Raw genomic sequence first — 17,450 nt, 5'->3', positions numbered from 1 at the left:
AATCTCTGGGAATAGACTTCATTTAATCGGGTTGCAAAATTAATTATTATCTACATAAATACAAATCACACGCGTATATATTTTTTGATAAAATCAAAGCCTAAAAGCCATCAAAAAATTTTTAAAAAATATTTTATGGTACTTTTCCAAGAGGTATACGGCCATTGGATTTTCCTAAGGCGCTATCTCATAGTGTATTTTAAATATGTAATATTTTTCACCTGTTTGAGCTTGGAAAAATGTTTGCACGGGCTCTCAAATTTTTCTAATTTTACATAGTGCCCAAGCCGCTGGAAGTGCCTCAATTTCCGGTATACGAAAAGCCAAAAAACAAAACCGCCAACCGACTGATTTTAGCCATAAAAAGGTCGATCAAAAATAAGAAAAACAAATTCTTAGGTGGGAGTGTTTATGCTTTTAGGTCAGGGTGCAACAAATTGATTATTCTAATTTTATATTCTATAAGAAACACATGTACGTAATTAAAAGAGACGGTCGTCGCGAATCTGTCAAGTTTGACAAAATCACAGCTCGAATTGAAAAGTTGTGCTACAGCCTGGATCCATTTTTTGTTCAGCCTTTAGAGGTGGCAAGAAAGGTTATTTCGGGTTTATATGATGGGGTGAAGACGACTGAATTGGATAATTTAGCAGCGGAGACGGCGGCTTCTTTGACAACAAAGCACCCAGATTATGCTACGTTAGCTGCACGTATTGCGATTTCAAATCTGCATAAAAACACGTTAAAGTCGTTTTCTGCGACAATGAAGCGTCTTTATACGTACATCGATCCGAAGACTGGTCAGAATGCGGCCCTTCTTTCGAAGGAGGTTTATGACATCATCAAGAAGAATGCTGTTGAGTTGGATGAGGCGATTATCTATGACCGGGATTTCGGTTACGATTACTTTGGATTTAAGACCTTAGAGAAATCATACTTATTGAAGTTGGATGGTGCTATTGCTGAGCGTCCTCAACACATGTTGATGCGTGTTGCAGTAGGTATACACGGAGCTGACATTGCAGCTGCCATTCATACATACAATTTGTTATCTGAGCGTTGGTTTACACATGCGACACCAACCTTATTTAATGCAGGTACTCCGAAGCCTCAAATGTCATCATGTTTCTTGCTAGCTATGCAGGATGATTCGATCGAAGGAATCTATGATACCTTGAAGCAAACAGCTAAGATTTCACAGTCGGCTGGAGGTATTGGATTGAGCATTCACAATGTGCGTGCAACAGGATCCTACATCAAGGGAACCAACGGTACATCGAATGGTATTATTCCTATGTTGCGTGTGTTTAACGATACGGCACGTTACGTAGATCAAGGGGGTGGAAAGCGTAAAGGATCATTCGCGATTTACTTGGAGCCATGGCATGCAGATGTGTTTGATTTCTTGGAATTGAAAAAGAACCACGGTAAGGAAGAAATGCGTGCGCGTGATTTGTTCTATGCCTTGTGGATTCCGGATTTATTCATGAAGCGTGTGGAAAGCAACGAGGAGTGGTCATTGTTCTGCCCACATGAGTGTCCAGGTTTATCAGATGCCTACGGTGAAGAATTTGAAGCATTATACCACAAATACGAATTAGAAGGAAAAGCGCGTGCGACTGTGAAGGCGCAAGAGCTATGGTTTAAAGTGTTGGAGTCGCAAACAGAGACAGGTACACCGTATATGTTGTACAAGGATCATGCGAACAACAAATCCAACCAAAAGAATCTAGGTACAATCAAGTCATCGAACTTGTGTACGGAGATTATGGAATATACATCGAAAGATGAAGTAGCTGTATGTAACTTAGCATCATTGGCATTGCCTAAATATGTTCGTACGAACGAGCAAGGCGTTGCGGAATTTGATCATGCGAAATTATACGAGGTAACAAAGGCTGCTACGGTCAACTTGAATAAAATCATTGATGTAAACTACTATCCAGTGCCAGAGGCGCGTAATTCGAACTTACGTCACCGTCCAATTGGTCTAGGGGTACAAGGTTTAGCGGACGTGTTTATCATGTTGCGTATGCCATTCGAATCAGATGCTGCGAAGCAATTGAACAAGGATATTTTTGAAACGATCTATTTCGCGGCGATGGAAGCATCGATGGAATTAGCGAAAGTAGAAGGTCCATATTCAACATGGGAGGGTTCACCTATTTCGAAAGGTATTTTCCAATTCGATATGTGGAATGTTACACCATCTTCAGGAAACTGGGATTGGGAAAAGTTACGTCAGCAAGTAGTAGAGCATGGTGTTCGTAACTCCTTGTTAGTTGCGCCGATGCCAACGGCCTCTACGAGCCAAATCTTGGGTAACAACGAGTGCTTTGAGCCATACACATCGAACATCTATGCGCGTCGCGTATTGTCAGGTGAGTTTGCAGTTGTAAATAAGCACTTATTGAAAGACTTGATTAAGTTAAACTTGTGGAACGAATCAATGAAGAACAAATTGATCTCTGCGAATGGATCTGTTCAAAACATTCCTGAGATTCCACAAGACCTGAAAGAATTGTACAAAACAGTTTGGGAGATTAAGCAAAAAACCATTTTGGAAATGGCCGCTGATCGTGGAGCTTACATCTGTCAATCTCAAAGCTTAAATATTCACATTCAAGATGTGAACTTTGGTAAGTTGACATCTATGCACTTCCATGCTTGGAAGCTTGGCTTGAAGACAGGTATGTACTACCTACGTACGAAAGCTGCAGCGGATGCGATTAAGTTTACCATCGAGAAGCAAGCAGAAGTGGCGATTGAGCAATCCAATGATGTGCACGAGACGGAGTTGCAATACGCAGCTCACGCAGCACAAGCAGCGGCAGCGGCTTCATTCTCAACTGATGATGCGCAGAACCGTGCGGACATGACATGTTCTTTGGATAATCCAGAAGCATGTGAGGCTTGCGGCTCATAATTAGTCACGCAATTTTATATCAAAAATCACCTAGTCGAAAGATTAGGTGATTTTCATATTTTAGGATGTTATGCAAATAAAGAAAGAACTGTATTTTTTCGTATTTCTCGGATTGATTCTGTTGGCTCTCTTTTTGCGGGTATACCATTTGGGGACATTTAGTTTATTCTCCGATGAACGTTCAAGCGTCTTGCTGGGCGTAGCAAATACCAATCAAGGCGGAATGGGTGAATTGATGCGCCCCGACAAAACCTTTACCCCTGCGGATTTCTGGGCTCCTCGTGGAATTAAATCTTGGCTCGATGCAGATGCCCGGGGGGATGTTAGTGGAAATAGCCTGGTTCACGACATGATGCTGAAATTATTTGCCTGGTTATTTGGTAAAGGGGATGCAGCGATGCGGAGTGTTTCGGTTTTCTTCAACATGCTGACTGTCTGGCTCATGTTTCGGTGGGGGAGGCAGTTTTCCAAGGCGAATGTTTGGACCTTAGCCATCGTTTTTTTTGCGGCGATTGAGCCTTTTTATGTGATTTACAGCCAACAGGCTCGTAATTATGCTACCAGTTTATTTTTTACGACGGCTTCCAATTACCTATTTTGGCTATTAGTCATCAAACGTAACGGCGAACTTAACCGAAATACTAAATACTTGGCTCTGTGGGTGCTGGCATCTTTGGGTGCTTTGTTCAGTACGTACTTGACGGCCCTTGCCTTAGTGGGGCAATTAGTTTATCTCGTCTTTTTTGTTCGCGATAAATCGATTTGGCTCCATATGAGCTCCCGTCTTGTGATTGTTTTGTTACCTTTTATTGCCTGGTTTGTCTGGGGCCCTGCCCGGTATTTCATGGATTTTCAGGCGAATGCCGCCGACCAGTTATTGACATACATAAAGAAAAATGGCGAAGTGCCGGGATGGTTGGAATTTGCTTCGCCATCAAACCTATTCAAGCGTACGGTATCAATTGTGTCAGATCATTTTTTTTGGACCAATGATTTATATGCTAAGCATGGATATAAAATAGGTAGCATTTTGTTGCTTATCTTTTTGTTTTTGGTTTTTCAATGGATCAAGTCACTGGATAAGGCCGTTCGAGGAATATATGTCTTGGGAGTCATACAGATAGGTTTACCCGTATTGTTTCTATTCGCCGCGGCGGTAAATGCCGGAACCACCTCGGGTTTCTTTTTGCGATATGCATGCTTTGGGCTACCTTTTGGGATATTTATATCGGTTGGCGTATTTCAGTATTTTCTTAGTCAAGCCATTTGGTATCGAATATTCGCTTGTGTATTCTTGCTTGCTCAGACCTATCAGTTAGTACAACTATTCACGCCGTTGTATTCCGACCAAAAACAAAAATACACCTTTTCTGTGGGACGTGGACCTAATCCTTATCCCATCATTGCTGCAAGTATTCAGGCTAAATATCTACCCGGAGATACGGTTGTGTATCCTTCTTCCAAGGCCAATCTGCTTGATTCCAAATACTTACGTAATTTGGTCATCGATCCATTGGATGCGCAGAATGTAAATCTTTATTTGAATGATACCGATTCATTCATTCAGCGGGTTGATCCTTACATGCAAGATTCAGTTCTGTTGAAAAGGAAAAACGGACAAGTCGAAGTTCTTTTTGATTTTAAGAAAGGTAAATACAGATACTAATGCAATCGAAGAAAATCCTTTTCGCCTATGGAATTGTCTCAATCATCGAATTGGCGATGGCTCATTCTTCTGTTCGCTATGTGACGAAACCCTTGTTGATGATTTTATTAGCCGCCTATGTTTACGCGGGAAATTTGAATTTAGCAGCGCAAAGGACTTTGTTTATTACTTTGTTATTTGCTTGGCTGGGAGATGTGTTTCTTTTAATCCCTGGAAATAATCCTTTGTTTTTCCAGTTAGGGCTTGCCGCTTTCTTGTTCATGCAAGTTGCCTATATTCGTCAGTTTATCCGTTTTGGGGCATTTAAATGGTCATGGGGGTTGATACCGGTGCTTTTGTATGTCGTCGGTTTCTTGGCCTATTTATACCCGCTGTTACCCGCCGCATTGGTAGGTCCCGTGATTGTTTACGCCCTCGCCTTGGGTTCGATGTTGTATTTTGCTTTTCAATTACGCGTTTCGGCGCTGACTTTCGGAGCCGTTTTATTTGTTCTATCGGATAGTTTATTAGCTTTTGCCAAGTTTAAATTTGAATATCCATGGAATTCGTTTGCGGTCATGTCTACTTATATCCTTGCTCAATTGTTACTCATTCAGGCATTGTGTAAATTGCATGCTCAGCGATAATTTCAGATGCTCATGGATGCTCACGTTCTCAATCAATTAGCGACAAAATTACAAGGTGCATTGCATACGGATTCCGTTATGCGAACTTTGTATGCGACAGATGCCTCAGCCTATCGCGAGATGCCGCTGGGTGTTGCTATCCCTGAGACCATTCAGGATATTGAGACCTTGATTCAATTCGCGGACCAACATCAGATTCCCTTAATTCCTAGAACAGCTGGTACTTCTTTGGCTGGTCAGGTAGTAGGAAATGGTCTCGTGGTGGATGTTTCCAAATATTTCAACCGGATTTTAGAGATTAATGCGGAGGAGTCCTATGCTTGGGTCGAGCCCGGTGTTGTTCGTGATGTGTTGAATGTCGAGTTGAAAAAGCATGGATTGTTTTTTGGGCCCGAAACTTCTACAGCCAATCGAGCGATGATTGGAGGGATGTTAGGGAATAATTCCTGCGGTTCTAATTCAGTTGTTTATGGGTCTACCCGAGATCATGTGTTGGAGGTAGAGGGTTACCTCTCCGACGGGACTTTCGTTCATTTTAAGGCAGAAGATCCCCATCAGACGGTTCAAAGCCTTCAGCCGGGTTCACGCCTTTACAACATTTATGCACATACGATTGCCGCCTTATCAAATCCGGTCAATCAAAAAAATATTCAATCCGAGTTTCCTAAGCCTACAATTAAACGCCGTAATACGGGTTATGCGGTTGATATGCTATTGAACTCGGAGGCATTTATTCCCGGTCAATCACCTTTTAATTTTTGTGCTTTATTGGCAGGTTCTGAAGGAACCCTGTGTTTTGTAACACGGATTAAAGTACATGTAGATCCTCTCCCTCCTACACATTTGGGATTGGTTTGTGCGCATTTTAATACGATTGATGAGGCTTTACGCGCCAATTTAATTGCCTTGCGTTTCAATCCATCTGCGTCGGAGTTAATGGATCATTATATTTTGGAATGCACCAAAGCAAATGCCGAACAAAGTCAAAATCGATTCTTTGTGGAAGGGGAGCCTGGCGCCATTCTGGTCGTTGAATTGCGTTCGGATAATGCAGCGGATTTAGCTAAGCAAGCCAAAGCTGTCGAGGAGGCCATGCTGGCCGAAAATCTGGGCTATCATTTCCCTTTCGTGACGGGTGGGGATGTGAAGAAAGTTTGGGACCTACGTAAAGCAGGATTGGGACTTTTGTCGAATCTTCCTGGGGACGAAAAGGCTGTGGCGGTGATCGAAGACACGGCGGTCGATGTGAATGATTTGCCAGCCTTTATCGCCGAATTCAATGAGATTTTATCGGCGAATAATTTATACTGTGTGCATTATGCGCATGCCGGTTCGGGTGAATTGCACTTGCGCCCAATCATCAATTTAAAGACAGAAGAGGGCCACAAACAATTCCGACATATAGCGGAGGAGATCGCCCACTTGGTCAAAAAATACCAAGGTTCATTATCGGGAGAGCATGGCGATGGCCGTCTTCGTGGGGAATTTATTCCTTGGATGGTGGGCGATGCCAATTATCAATTAATGCGCGAATTGAAATCTTGGTGGGATCCGAAAGGAATTTTTAACCCCAACAAGATTGTGGATACGCCGCCTATGGATACGTTTTTGCGTTATGAGGCGGGCCAACAAACGCCTGAATTCCAGACGGCATTTCGCTACCATGACCAGGATGTTTTGCAACATGCCGAGCAGTGTAATGGTTCAGGAGACTGTCGGAAAACGCCTGTTTCAGGAGGAACGATGTGTCCGTCCTTCATGGCTACGCGCAATGAAAAGGAAACAACCCGTGCACGTGCGAATATTCTACGTGAATTCTTGACCCGTTCCACCAAACCAAATCGATTTGATCATCATGAGATCAAAGAGGTGATGGATCTATGTTTAGCTTGTAAGGGCTGCAAGGCGGAATGTCCTTCTAATGTCGATGTAGCTAAATTAAAGATGGAGTTCCTGTATCAATATCAAAAAGAAAATGGAACGCCGATTCGTAGTCGCCTTATTGGTCATTTTGCAACGATATCATCCATCGCATCTAAAGTTCCGTTCTTGTATAACCTCGTGATGGGTACTCCGGTTTTTCGTCGAATAGCCAACCGTGTTGTTGGTTTCCATCCAGATCGCACCATGCCTTTGTTGGCGAAGCAGACACTTTGGTCCTGGTTGAAAGGACGGAAGTCTATTCAGTCTACCAAGTCGGTTTACTTGTTTATCGATGAGTTTACCAATTTCAATGATGCCGAAGTAGGCCGTAAAGCCGTTTTACTTCTTGAGGCATTGGGATATGAGGTTCGGACCTTATCGCATCCGATTTCGGGACGTTCATTCCTGTCCAAAGGAATGTTAGATGAGGCACGTAAATTGGCCCAGGCGAATGTGGAATTATGGTCAAGTTTAGTCAGTGAAAATATTCCTTTGGTGGGAATAGAGCCTTCCGCAATTTTGACATTCCGGGATGAGTATCCGGATTTAGTTTCGGAGGCTTGGTTAGCGAAGTCGAAAGAATTAAGCAAGCATGTATTGCTGTTAGAGGAATTCATTGCTCGGGAGGCGGATGCCAAACGCATTGATCGTAAATTATTTGCGACGGATAAGAAACTGCTAAAATTACATGGTCATTGCCAACAAAAATCAATGAGCTCATTGGTGGCAGCTAAAAAGGCTTTGTCTTTGCCGGAAAATTTTGAGGTACAGTTAATCCCATCGGGATGCTGTGGAATGGCGGGTTCTTTTGGTTATGAGAAGGAACACTACGATTTATCGATGCAGATAGGGGAATTAGTCTTGTTCCCAACGGTACGTTCTCAGCCAGCTGAGGTAGAAATTGTGGCATCCGGAACGAGTTGTCGGCATCAAATCCACGACGGTACGCAACGCCACGCGAAGCATACCGCCGAGATTTTATTTGAGGCCTTGGCCTAGAATTTCCAACGAACAAAAGCCTCCATGGCCTCGTATTCTGCTAAACCGAGCGCATTGTAGATTTGAGCAGTGCCGCGGTTTCGTTCCTCAGCACGTTGCCAAAATTCCCTTGAATCTTCACCTTGGAAGACAACGCCATCCTTTTGCGATTGGTGCTTGAAGATACCCATCCGTTTCTTGAAAACTTGGTCGGGCGACATCGGTACAGCCATTTCGATCTGATCGATATCCCATTCTGCCCAGGCGCCTTTATAAAGCCACACCCAGCAATTCTTCATGTATTCACGGTGTTTTAATCGTTGGATAGCTTCAAAGATGGCATCTAAACAAACCTTGTGCGTACCATGCGGGTCAGCAAGGTCACCTGCCGCGTAGATTTGATGAGGTTGTACTTCCTCGATGATGTCCATGATAAGTTGGATATCGGCCTCGCCAATCGGTTTCTTACGAATGGTACCCGTCTCGTAGAAGGGCATGTTTAAGAAGTGGGCATTTTCTTTTTTAATGCCGACGAACCGACACGTATTTTTAGCCTCCCCTTGTCGGATGAGACCTTTGATTTCACGAACCGATGGAATATCGAGTTCGGAATCTTTTTTGTTTTTCAGGAATTTGACTGCCTCTTTGTAGATTTTATTGGCCTTCGCGTTGGAGCTTTCAAACTTTTCATTGAAATCTACGACAAATTCAGCGAAACGTAGGGCTTCATCATCAGCTACCGCAATATTTCCGGAGGTTTGATAGACGACATGCACATCATGTCCCTGATCATGAAGGCGTTGGAAAGTTCCACCCATGGAGATGATGTCGTCGTCAGGATGGGGGCTAAAAATGATTACTTTCTTTTTGGCTGGAAATGCACGCTCCGGACGGTGTGTATCGTCTGCATTGGGCTTTCCTCCGGGCCAACCCGTAATAGTGTGCTGTAAGTAGTTAAATACTTCGATGTTGATGTCGTAGGCTTGCCCGTAGAGGGAGAGTAAATCCGACATCCCATGTTCGTTGTAGTCCTTGCTCGTTAGCTTTAAGACGGGTTTCCCTAAATGAAGTGAGAGATGCGTAACTGCCTTTTTAATCATATTGCGATCCCAGGTAACAGAATCTACCAACCAGGGTGTTTTGATTCGGGTAAGTAGGGAAGCGGCAGTTTCATCTAAGATGAAGAGTGTATTTGGGTGTTGCTGCAAATAGGATGCCGGGATATCTGAGGTGATTGTTCCTTCGACAGCCTTTGCCACACTTTGCGCTTTATGTTCACCCCAGGCAAGCAATACGATTCGTTTAGCTTGCATGATTTTATCGATACCTAAGGTAATGGCACGTTTAGGTACTTTTTCAAGTCCACCGAAATCGATCGCAGCATCAATTTTTGTGGTGATGTCCAAAGTCATTAAACGTGTTTTGGAATTAATGACAGAGCCGGGCTCATTGAATCCGATGTGTCCGTTCCGACCAATACCAAGCAGGTAAAAATCAAATCCTCCTAATTTTTCAATTTTTGCTTCGTAGGCCCGACAAAATTCGGGGATCTTGTCTATAGTTAATGTCCCATCGGGAATATGGTAATTTGTTACCGGTATATCGATGTGGTCGAAGAGCTGCTCGCGCATAAAACGGACATAGCTTTGAACAGAATCGGGTTCCATCGGGTGGTATTCATCCAAGTTGAAGGTGTGCACATTTTTGAAACTGAGCCCATCTTCTTTGTGAAGACGGATGAGTTCCTGATACACCTTTTTTGGTGATGATCCCGTTGCTAAGCCCAAGATGGTTTGCTTTTTAGCTTGGTTATTTTGACGAATGAGTGCGGCGATTTCATTGGCAACCGCTTTCGAAGCTTTTTCGGAGTCGTCAAAAATTTGGGTAGGGATACGTTCGAAGCTAATTGCTTGTTCCATAGTAATTGATGTTAGGAGTTTTTGGCTGATACCACGATAAAATCGAGTTCGAGAATATCGAAAATGCGTAAGATGGTTTTGATGGCGGGGTTTCCTTTTCCCATTTCGATGGAGTGAATGGTTTTAATTGCTACTCCACTTCGGGCACTTAATTCTTCCTGTTTGAGATGCAAGGCATTTCGTTTTTCGCGGATGATTTGGCCAAAAATTAGTAAATCCATTGAATAGGTTTGTTTCAGCAAATATATAAAACAAATTGATTTTAAAATACTTTCGGTAATATGTTACTGATTGTATTAAATTTTATTGATTTTTTTGATAATGTGATGAGCGGGAAACCTTTTGGCTTTTTTGCGCGTTATCTTTGTGTTTTCATTGTTAATATGATGTATATAAAGAGAATTGGTTTCTTGTTGTTGATGCTTTTACCCACGCTCATGTTTGCTCAAAAGGCTACTATTAGTGGATATGTGAAGGATGCTTCGAACGGAGAAGGGCTCATTGGTGCGAGTATTTATATCAAAGAACTGAAGGTTGGTAATGTGACCAATACCTATGGTTTCTATAGTTTATCGGTACAGCCGGGTGAATTTACTTTGGTATTTTCCTCTTCGGGTTTTGCCAAGCAAGAGAAGAAAGTGACTTTTTCAGGGAAAAATCAAACCTTGAATATTGAGATGAAACCTGAGAGCAATGAACTTGCGGAAGTTCGTGTGACAGCAAAGGCGGTGGATGAAAACGTCAAGGGCATTGAGATGTCGGTGAATAAAATTGACATCAAAACCATTCGTAAAATACCAGCCTTGTTGGGAGAAGTGGATTTGGTTCGTGCTATTCAGTTGTTACCAGGCGTTTCTACGGTGGGTGAAGGTGCATCTGGATTTAATGTTCGTGGAGGCGGGGTCGATCAAAACTTGGTCTTATTAGACGATGCTCCTGTTTATAATTCGTCTCACTTGTTCGGTTTTTTCTCGGTCTTTAATCCCGATGCGGTGAAAGATGTCAAGTTATTTAAAGGGGGTATTCCTTCACAATATGGGGGTCGTGTTTCTTCGATTCTTGATGTGAAAATGAAGGAGGGAAATGCAAAGAAATTGGAAGTGAATGGAGGAATCGGGGTAATCTTTTCACGTTTGTCGATCGAAGCACCTCTGATCAAAGATAAGGCATCATTTATCGTGGCAGCCCGTCGTTCTTACATTGATATCTTGGCGAAACCTTTTTTGACAGGAAATAACGCGGATGCAACCTTTAATTTCTATGATTTAACGGCTAAGGTTAATTACAATATTGATACAAAGAATACGGTATTCTTATCCGGATATTTTGGCCGGGACGTCTTTGGTACCGGATTTGGTTTCAATTGGGGGAATAGTACGATATCGGCGAGATGGAATCACGTATTCTCCAACAAGTTGTTTATGAATGCGACGACGTTCTATTCTAATTATGACTATTTATTAGATTCCGATTTGAAAAACAAGCGTCCATCGGATGCATTTCGATGGACATCTAACATTGTTAATTTAAGCTTTAAGCCTGATTTTACCTACTATGTAACACCGGATAATACCTTGACTTTTGGTGCTCAGGTATTGTCCTATCAATTTTCGCCCGGTAAAGCCTCGGCATCTTCGAATGGGGCCGTTCGGAATTTTGGACAGGCCGATAAGAGCGGTTTGGAGTTATCCGCATACATTGGTGATGAGTGGAAGATTAGTTCGCGGATATCGGTACAATACGGCATAAGGTATTCGAATTATGATTATAAGAGTGATGATGGTGTCTATTACCAACGTATTGCGGTGCCTAACAGCATCGAAAATCCGACTGGATTTACGTTGAAGCCGGTGCAAATTTCACCGACGAGTTCTGTAGCTACTTATGGGAATTGGGAACCACGCTTTGCCTTAAATGTAAAGGCGGGGGAGAATTCTTCTTTCAAAGCGTCCTATAACCGTTTGGCGCAGTATGTGCATTTGATGTCAAATACGGCAGCATCTACGCCATTGGATGTTTGGACTCCATCGACCAACAATATTAAACCTCAAATTGCGGATCAAGTAGCTCTCGGTGTATTTAAAAATTTAGGTGAAAATGGTAATGATTACGAGACTTCTGTTGAGGTCTATTACAAGGAAATGCAGAACCAAATTGACTACGCGGATCGAGCAAATTTGTTCTTAAACCCCTTATTTGAAAAAGATTTACTCTTTGGTAAGGGGCGTGCCTATGGTTTGGAATTATACTTAAAGAAGAACGTAGGTAAGTTAACGGGATGGGCGAGTTATACCTTGGCTCGATCAGAACGTTTAATTGAAGGCTTAAACAACAACGAATGGTATGTGAATCGTTACGATCGGACGCATACCTTTAATATGGTTGGCCAATATGCCTTATCAGCTAAATGGTCTTTTGGAGCAAATTTTGCTTACATCACGGGAGTTCCTTATTCGATTCCATCGCAGAAATATATCTATGAGGGCGTTGCCTACCCGCAAACAGTTCCTGGGACACGTGGTAATATTCGTGTGCCGGATTACCATCGTTTAGATATTTCGGCAACGAAAAAGAACAAGAAGGCCTTATTTGGCAAGGGTAGTTCCGAGTGGGTTTTCTCGGTGTATAATTTATACAATCGTAAGAATCCGTTCTCCATTTACACGCAACCCAATGCAGATAATACCTTAAAAACAGAAGCGGTTCAATTGTCCATTATTGGCTCATTTATACCTGCTGTCACCTATAATTTTACGTTTTAAGATGCGCTATTTACTCGTTTTATTTTCGATGTTTTTGTTCGCTTGTGAGGATGTTGTCACCTTACAGAGCCCTAAATCGGATCGCTATTTAGTCGTTGAAAGTACGTTGACTAATTTACCGGGTCCCCAAAAAATCATCTTGACGCAATCGCAGGATTATTTTGACAATACGAATCCACCGGCCATCCAGGGTGCGGAGGTTATTGTTCGCGATGATGCCTCAAATGAATTTAAATTTGTCGAGAGCCCTGATGCACCGGGTACCTATGTGTGGGTTCCTACGGCTTTAAAGCCGATCTTTGGTCAAGTAGGGCGCACTTATCAATTGAAAATTAAATCGGGTTCTGACAGTTTTGTGGCATCCGCCAAAATGAACCCGGTTCCTCCGATCGATTCCATCGCATACAAGAAGGCTACAGCAAATCCGCGTCAATCAGCTGATGGTAAACCCAAAGAAGGTTTTGAGGCTCGTTTCTTTGGCAATGATTTAGTGGGTGAGGGGAGTTGTTATCGTGTTAAGTTCTATAAGAATGGTAAATTGTTCAATTCACCGTCTAATTTGGTTGTATTTTATGACTCCGCTTTACAGAAGGTATCCGGAACGGATGGTTTGATGTTTAATTTGCCCATTCGTGCTTCGATTAATCCGGAACTGTATGAGCCAAACGACAAGTTGAAAGTAGAGCTCTATTCGATTTCTTTAGATCAGTTTAGCTTTTATTCGCAGGCTCGATTGGAATTAAATAATGCCGGTTTATTTGCTAGGCCGGCGGCGAATATTCCATCCAATATCAAGAATCTAAATTCGAATTCTAAATTGCAAGGAGCTGGTTGGTTTGGTGTATCTGCTGTTTCATCGTTGGAAACAGTTATTGATCCAGCCAAGGCGCGTAAAGGAAGTGATTTACCTTAATATTTATTCGAAATTTATCAACAAGGTAACTGTGTGCGTGCGAATCCCATTTAATTTTGAATAAGCCCCCGCCACAGACGGAGGGACATATAGGTTCAGCAGCCCGTGTGAAAAGCGAATCTCGGGAGTAAATTTGAAGAATTGAAAATATTGCTCGAGACCGAAACCATACTCCAGGGAGAGATCAGCTGTGTTAGCACTTAGTGCCGTACTTTTTTTCTTTACATTGGCTTCTATTCCCAATTTAGCCCCCCCAATTACATACAAGCGATGGTTGTTTCGACGAACGGATCTTAGCTTCAACAAAACAGGAATCTCTAGCCATGTCGATTCACGCCAAAGCGGTTCATTGGGCTCACTTCTGAATTGAATTTCCCGCTCATACAGGGCGATGTTAATGCCGGATTTAATTTCCCAATGTTTATCAAAAGCGTAGTTGACAAGTCCACCAATTTGAAAACCAAAATTACGCGGGGAGCGAACCGAATCCGCTGTACCTAATAGGGCTTGTTGGGCTTGAATGGAATAATTGGTCGAGGCAAAACCAAATAAAAACCCGAAGTGGACGGGTTTTTCATCGTAATATTCATGAAAAATACGGGTGTATTTGGTGTGCTGCCCCCAAGATTTGAAAGCAAACAATATCAAACAAAGAGTCCCTATTTTTTTAAATATTCGCACGTTTATTTTGCTTTTTGGCCGAGGTAGATGGAACAGATTCCACCTGTCATCGGAATCCATTGCGTATTGCTAAATCCGCAATTTTCGTAGATGTTAATAAAATCTTTTCCATCTGGAAATGCTTGAACGGATTCAGGCAGGTAGGTATAGGCCGAGGAATCTTTCGAGATTAGTTTTCCTAAGAGGGGTAAACAATAGCGCGAATAGAATCCATATAATTGTTTCATAGGGAATTTTTTGGGATTCGAGAATTCCAAAATGAGGCAATAACCACCCGGTTTTAAAACGCGAAACATATCCTTTAAGCCTTTTTCCAAGGTTTCGTAATTACGTACACCAAAACTAACGGTGATTGCATCGAAACTATTGTCGGAAAAAGGAAGTTTTTCCGAATCGCCCAGCTGCAAGGTGATTTTATCCTCCAAGCCCATTTTCTTGATTTTCTCTTTTCCGAAGGCTAACATGCCTTCTGAGATATCCACGCCAACAATCTTATCGGGATTGATTTTTAGGGCTTCGATCGCAAAGTCGCCCGTACCCGTAGCAATGTCTAGGACTTTCTTTATTCCCTTATTTTGAAGAAGCTTGATAGCCTTTTTTCGCCAAATAATGTCAATTCCACCGCTTAACAAGTGATTTAGAAAATCATATTTGTGGGAAATAGAATTGAACATGTCTGCGACCTGCTCTTTTTTACCTTTATTTTGATTTTTGTAGGGAACGACCATAGCATTGATTGATTTGCATAAGTCTAACGATGTGCTTAGGCAAATTGTTTAGGCAAAAATACCAATTTTATTTGGTTTAATGGGGCGCCATGCTGAAAATACCCACCAAACACCACATAATGATAAAGCTGATGAGCATAGAGAAATTCACAATTGCCGCCGCGATTCCCGTATCGAAGTTGAGCTCATCGGAATAGGTAATGAGTGTCATACCGGCTGGTAGGATGAGGCAAATAAGCAACATGTTTCGGTATTGAAATTCAAAAGGAACGGTATAATAGAGGATGAGGCCGATGCTTAAACCCAATAGATAGCGTAACCCAAGTACTTGGAATACTTTTGCGAAGGCGACTTTGGGTAAACGCACGCTGAAATAAATCCCCATCAAAAGCAAAACCATCGGTTTATTACCTTTGGCGATGGTGTCGATGATATCCATGGCCAATGGAAAAACGGGAATTTGAAAAATATTGCAGCTTAAACCAAGGAGCATCGCTTGAAATGGTGGCAGCGTAAAGATTTTCTTGAGTACATGCTTGATGGGGTTGGACGGGCCGTGATTCCCTGCCAAATAGGTCCCCATGCCGTAATTGACCATGAAGTTGATGACTGAATTTCCTAAATCGAACATTATCGCATAGGTCAATCCTTCCCATCCCCAAATGCCTTCAATCAACGGATAAGCAAATAAGCCGAGGTTCCAGCCGGCTGATCCCATGGTTAGGATTCCCCGATTTTCACGCTTTTCCTTTTTGAATAGGATAAATCCTACGTAAGAGGATAAAAAACCAAACAGCATGGCAATTAATGGTAACCATCCTAATGCAGCCGAAAGTTTCACTTTCAGCATAGTCGCAAAGACCAAGGCGGGGAAAGTGGTATGCATCAAAAATTTCGAGATGGATTTCGCATCTTTCAGATCAATGAACTTGAGGCTTTTGAGTAAATAGCCAATTCCAATAATGATTAATGCGGATCCAAAGACCAAGTTGGTCGTGTTCATGCTTCCTTACTTTCAGGTTTAGGGAGTGCGATTCGGAAGGTACTCCCTTTGTTTATTTCGGTTGATTTTAAGGTTAATTTACCCTCGTGGTAGTTTTCCACGATGCGTTTGGCTAATGTAAGGCCCAAACCCCAACCTCGCTTCTTCGTACTGTAGCCCGGGTTGAAAATTTTAGACATGTTCGCTGGAATAATTCCTTTTCCGGTATCTGAAATATCAATGTAAAGCTGATTGTTTTTTCCTTCGTGGAGGTAGATTAACATGTGTCCTGTGCCGCTCATGGCATCAACGGCATTCTTACAGATGTTCTCTATGACCCATTCGAATAGGTATTTATTTACGTTCGCCGTTTGTCCGGGTGCGAGCGTACATTTAATTTCAATGAGCACTTTGGTAGATATTCGAATTTTCAAATATGCGATGAAACTTGAAATCAATTCTTCCAGGTCTTCCTCTTTTAATATGGGGGTGGATCCGATGTTCGAGAAGCGGGTTGTGATGGTTTCTAAACGCTGAATATCCTTGCTTAATTCATTGACAATTTCTGGATTGATGTGGGGTTCGTTGCGTAGGATTTCGACCCAAGCGGTGAGGGAGGAGAGGGGAGTCCCCAACTGGTGTGCAGTCTCTTTGGCAAGTCCCACCCATACTCGATTTTGTTCCGCACGTCTCGAATAGGAAAAGAAAATGTATCCGAGAAAGCCAACAATCAGTACCACAAGGAGCTGGGAAAGCGGATAGTAGCGAAGTAATTTTAGGAGCTTCGAATTACCATAATAGATGTATTCCTTCTGAAATCCCATGTCCATTTCGATGGGTTTGTTATTTTCAGCAATGATTTCCTGAAGTTTCGTTTTGAGTAACTCCTGTTTTTGCTCAACATCGATTTCCTCGGGAATGGAGATATTGATTGAGTTTAAATGCCCACTTCCATCCTTCCAGATAACGGGAATGGTATTGTTTTCATTAATTTTTTTGATTCGCTCAAAGAAAAAATTGATATCGGCATTCTCATCACTCGTCATCACATAACGAATGGTTTCCGCATATAATTCGATTTGTTGTTTTTCCCGCTCCTCTAATTTGGACACCAAACCATCCGTGAAATAGAGGGAAAATCCCGCCATGAAAACGCAAACGGCAAAGAAGATGACTTTCAACCAGGTATCACGGTTGTAAAAGGCAAGCGGCAAGGCAACTTCTTTGGTTAGTATTTTCATAGATCCATGGTTCAAACTACCATTCCTCACAAATTACTCACCGTTTATCCATAAATCAAAAATATTTTTTCTAAGGTACTTTGTATTACATAGTACCTTTTATAC

The 17,450-nt window shown here is 42.3% G+C and carries 12 protein-coding genes; 6 read left to right on the top strand and 6 right to left on the bottom strand.

The genetic code is table 11. The features are described 5' to 3' along the window. The first annotated feature begins 472 nt into the window (after positions 1-472). From ACMH5P_RS10795 to ACMH5P_RS10780, 4 genes are all read left to right on the top strand, one after another. Complete coding sequence (locus ACMH5P_RS10795; protein ID WP_459494381.1) at positions 473-2,926, top strand: ribonucleoside-diphosphate reductase subunit alpha; 2,454 nt, start codon at positions 473-475, stop codon at positions 2,924-2,926. Between the two features lie 70 nt (positions 2,927-2,996). Then, positions 2,997-4,592 carry a glycosyltransferase family 39 protein gene (locus ACMH5P_RS10790; RefSeq protein WP_459494380.1) on the top strand — a complete coding sequence of 532 codons (1,596 nt, stop codon included), beginning with the start codon at positions 2,997-2,999 and terminating at the stop codon, positions 4,590-4,592. Beyond that, positions 4,592-5,218 (top strand): lysoplasmalogenase, encoded by a 627-nt coding sequence (locus ACMH5P_RS10785; protein WP_459494379.1) that lies wholly within the window; start codon positions 4,592-4,594, stop codon positions 5,216-5,218. The genes ACMH5P_RS10790 and ACMH5P_RS10785 overlap by 1 nt, the downstream gene beginning before the upstream one ends. 12 nt (positions 5,219-5,230) lie before the next feature. Next, entirely contained in the window at positions 5,231-8,140 is a 2,910-nt protein-coding gene (locus tag ACMH5P_RS10780) for an FAD-binding and (Fe-S)-binding domain-containing protein (RefSeq protein ID WP_459494378.1), read from the top strand. On the opposite strand, the gene nagB is transcribed toward ACMH5P_RS10780, so the two are convergent. Together nagB and ACMH5P_RS10770 are read right to left on the bottom strand one after the other, a co-directional pair. Then, positions 8,137-10,038 (bottom strand): glucosamine-6-phosphate deaminase, encoded by a 1,902-nt coding sequence (gene nagB / locus ACMH5P_RS10775; RefSeq protein ID WP_459494377.1) that lies wholly within the window; start codon positions 10,036-10,038, stop codon positions 8,137-8,139. The two genes, ACMH5P_RS10780 and nagB, sit on opposite strands and share 4 nt — an antisense overlap. 11 nt (positions 10,039-10,049) lie before the next feature. Continuing rightward, the gene (locus ACMH5P_RS10770) at positions 10,050-10,259 is read right to left on the bottom strand and encodes a helix-turn-helix transcriptional regulator (protein WP_459494376.1); all 210 of its coding nucleotides are present in this window, start codon (positions 10,257-10,259) and stop codon (positions 10,050-10,052) included. 162 nt (positions 10,260-10,421) lie between these two features. On the opposite strand from ACMH5P_RS10770, the gene ACMH5P_RS10765 reads away from it, so the two are divergent. Continuing rightward, complete coding sequence (locus ACMH5P_RS10765; RefSeq protein WP_459494375.1) at positions 10,422-12,800, top strand: TonB-dependent receptor; 2,379 nt, start codon at positions 10,422-10,424, stop codon at positions 12,798-12,800. Position 12,801: 1 nt separating this feature from the next. Next, on the top strand, positions 12,802-13,713 hold the full coding sequence (locus tag ACMH5P_RS10760; RefSeq protein WP_459494374.1) for a DUF4249 domain-containing protein: 912 nt from the start codon (positions 12,802-12,804) through the stop codon (positions 13,711-13,713). A 3-nt stretch (positions 13,714-13,716) separates the two neighbouring features. Here the strand turns inward: ACMH5P_RS10760 and porT are convergent, their stop codons facing one another. The 4 genes from porT to ACMH5P_RS10740 all read right to left on the bottom strand — a co-directional run bounded on the left by porT (position 13,717) and on the right by ACMH5P_RS10740 (position 17,345). Continuing rightward, positions 13,717-14,454 carry a type IX secretion/gliding motility protein PorT/SprT gene (gene porT, locus ACMH5P_RS10755; RefSeq protein WP_459494373.1) on the bottom strand — a complete coding sequence of 246 codons (738 nt, stop codon included), beginning with the start codon at positions 14,452-14,454 and terminating at the stop codon, positions 13,717-13,719. Beyond that, entirely contained in the window at positions 14,397-15,122 is a 726-nt protein-coding gene (gene ubiE, locus ACMH5P_RS10750) for a bifunctional demethylmenaquinone methyltransferase/2-methoxy-6-polyprenyl-1,4-benzoquinol methylase UbiE (RefSeq protein ID WP_459494372.1), read from the bottom strand. Before ubiE ends, porT begins: the two co-directional genes overlap by 58 nt. A 76-nt stretch (positions 15,123-15,198) precedes the next feature. Then, the gene (locus ACMH5P_RS10745; protein WP_459494371.1) at positions 15,199-16,125 is read right to left on the bottom strand and encodes an AEC family transporter; all 927 of its coding nucleotides are present in this window, start codon (positions 16,123-16,125) and stop codon (positions 15,199-15,201) included. Next, on the bottom strand, positions 16,122-17,345 hold the full coding sequence (locus ACMH5P_RS10740) for a sensor histidine kinase (protein ID WP_459494370.1): 1,224 nt from the start codon (positions 17,343-17,345) through the stop codon (positions 16,122-16,124). The genes ACMH5P_RS10745 and ACMH5P_RS10740 overlap by 4 nt, the downstream gene beginning before the upstream one ends. Between the last annotated feature and the right edge of the window lie 105 nt (positions 17,346-17,450).

This window comes from Aquirufa sp. 5-AUSEE-100C1 (genome assembly GCF_054558655.1).
The sequence above is the reverse complement of the archived record's forward strand: the minus strand, read 5'-3'. Positions and strand labels throughout refer to the sequence as shown.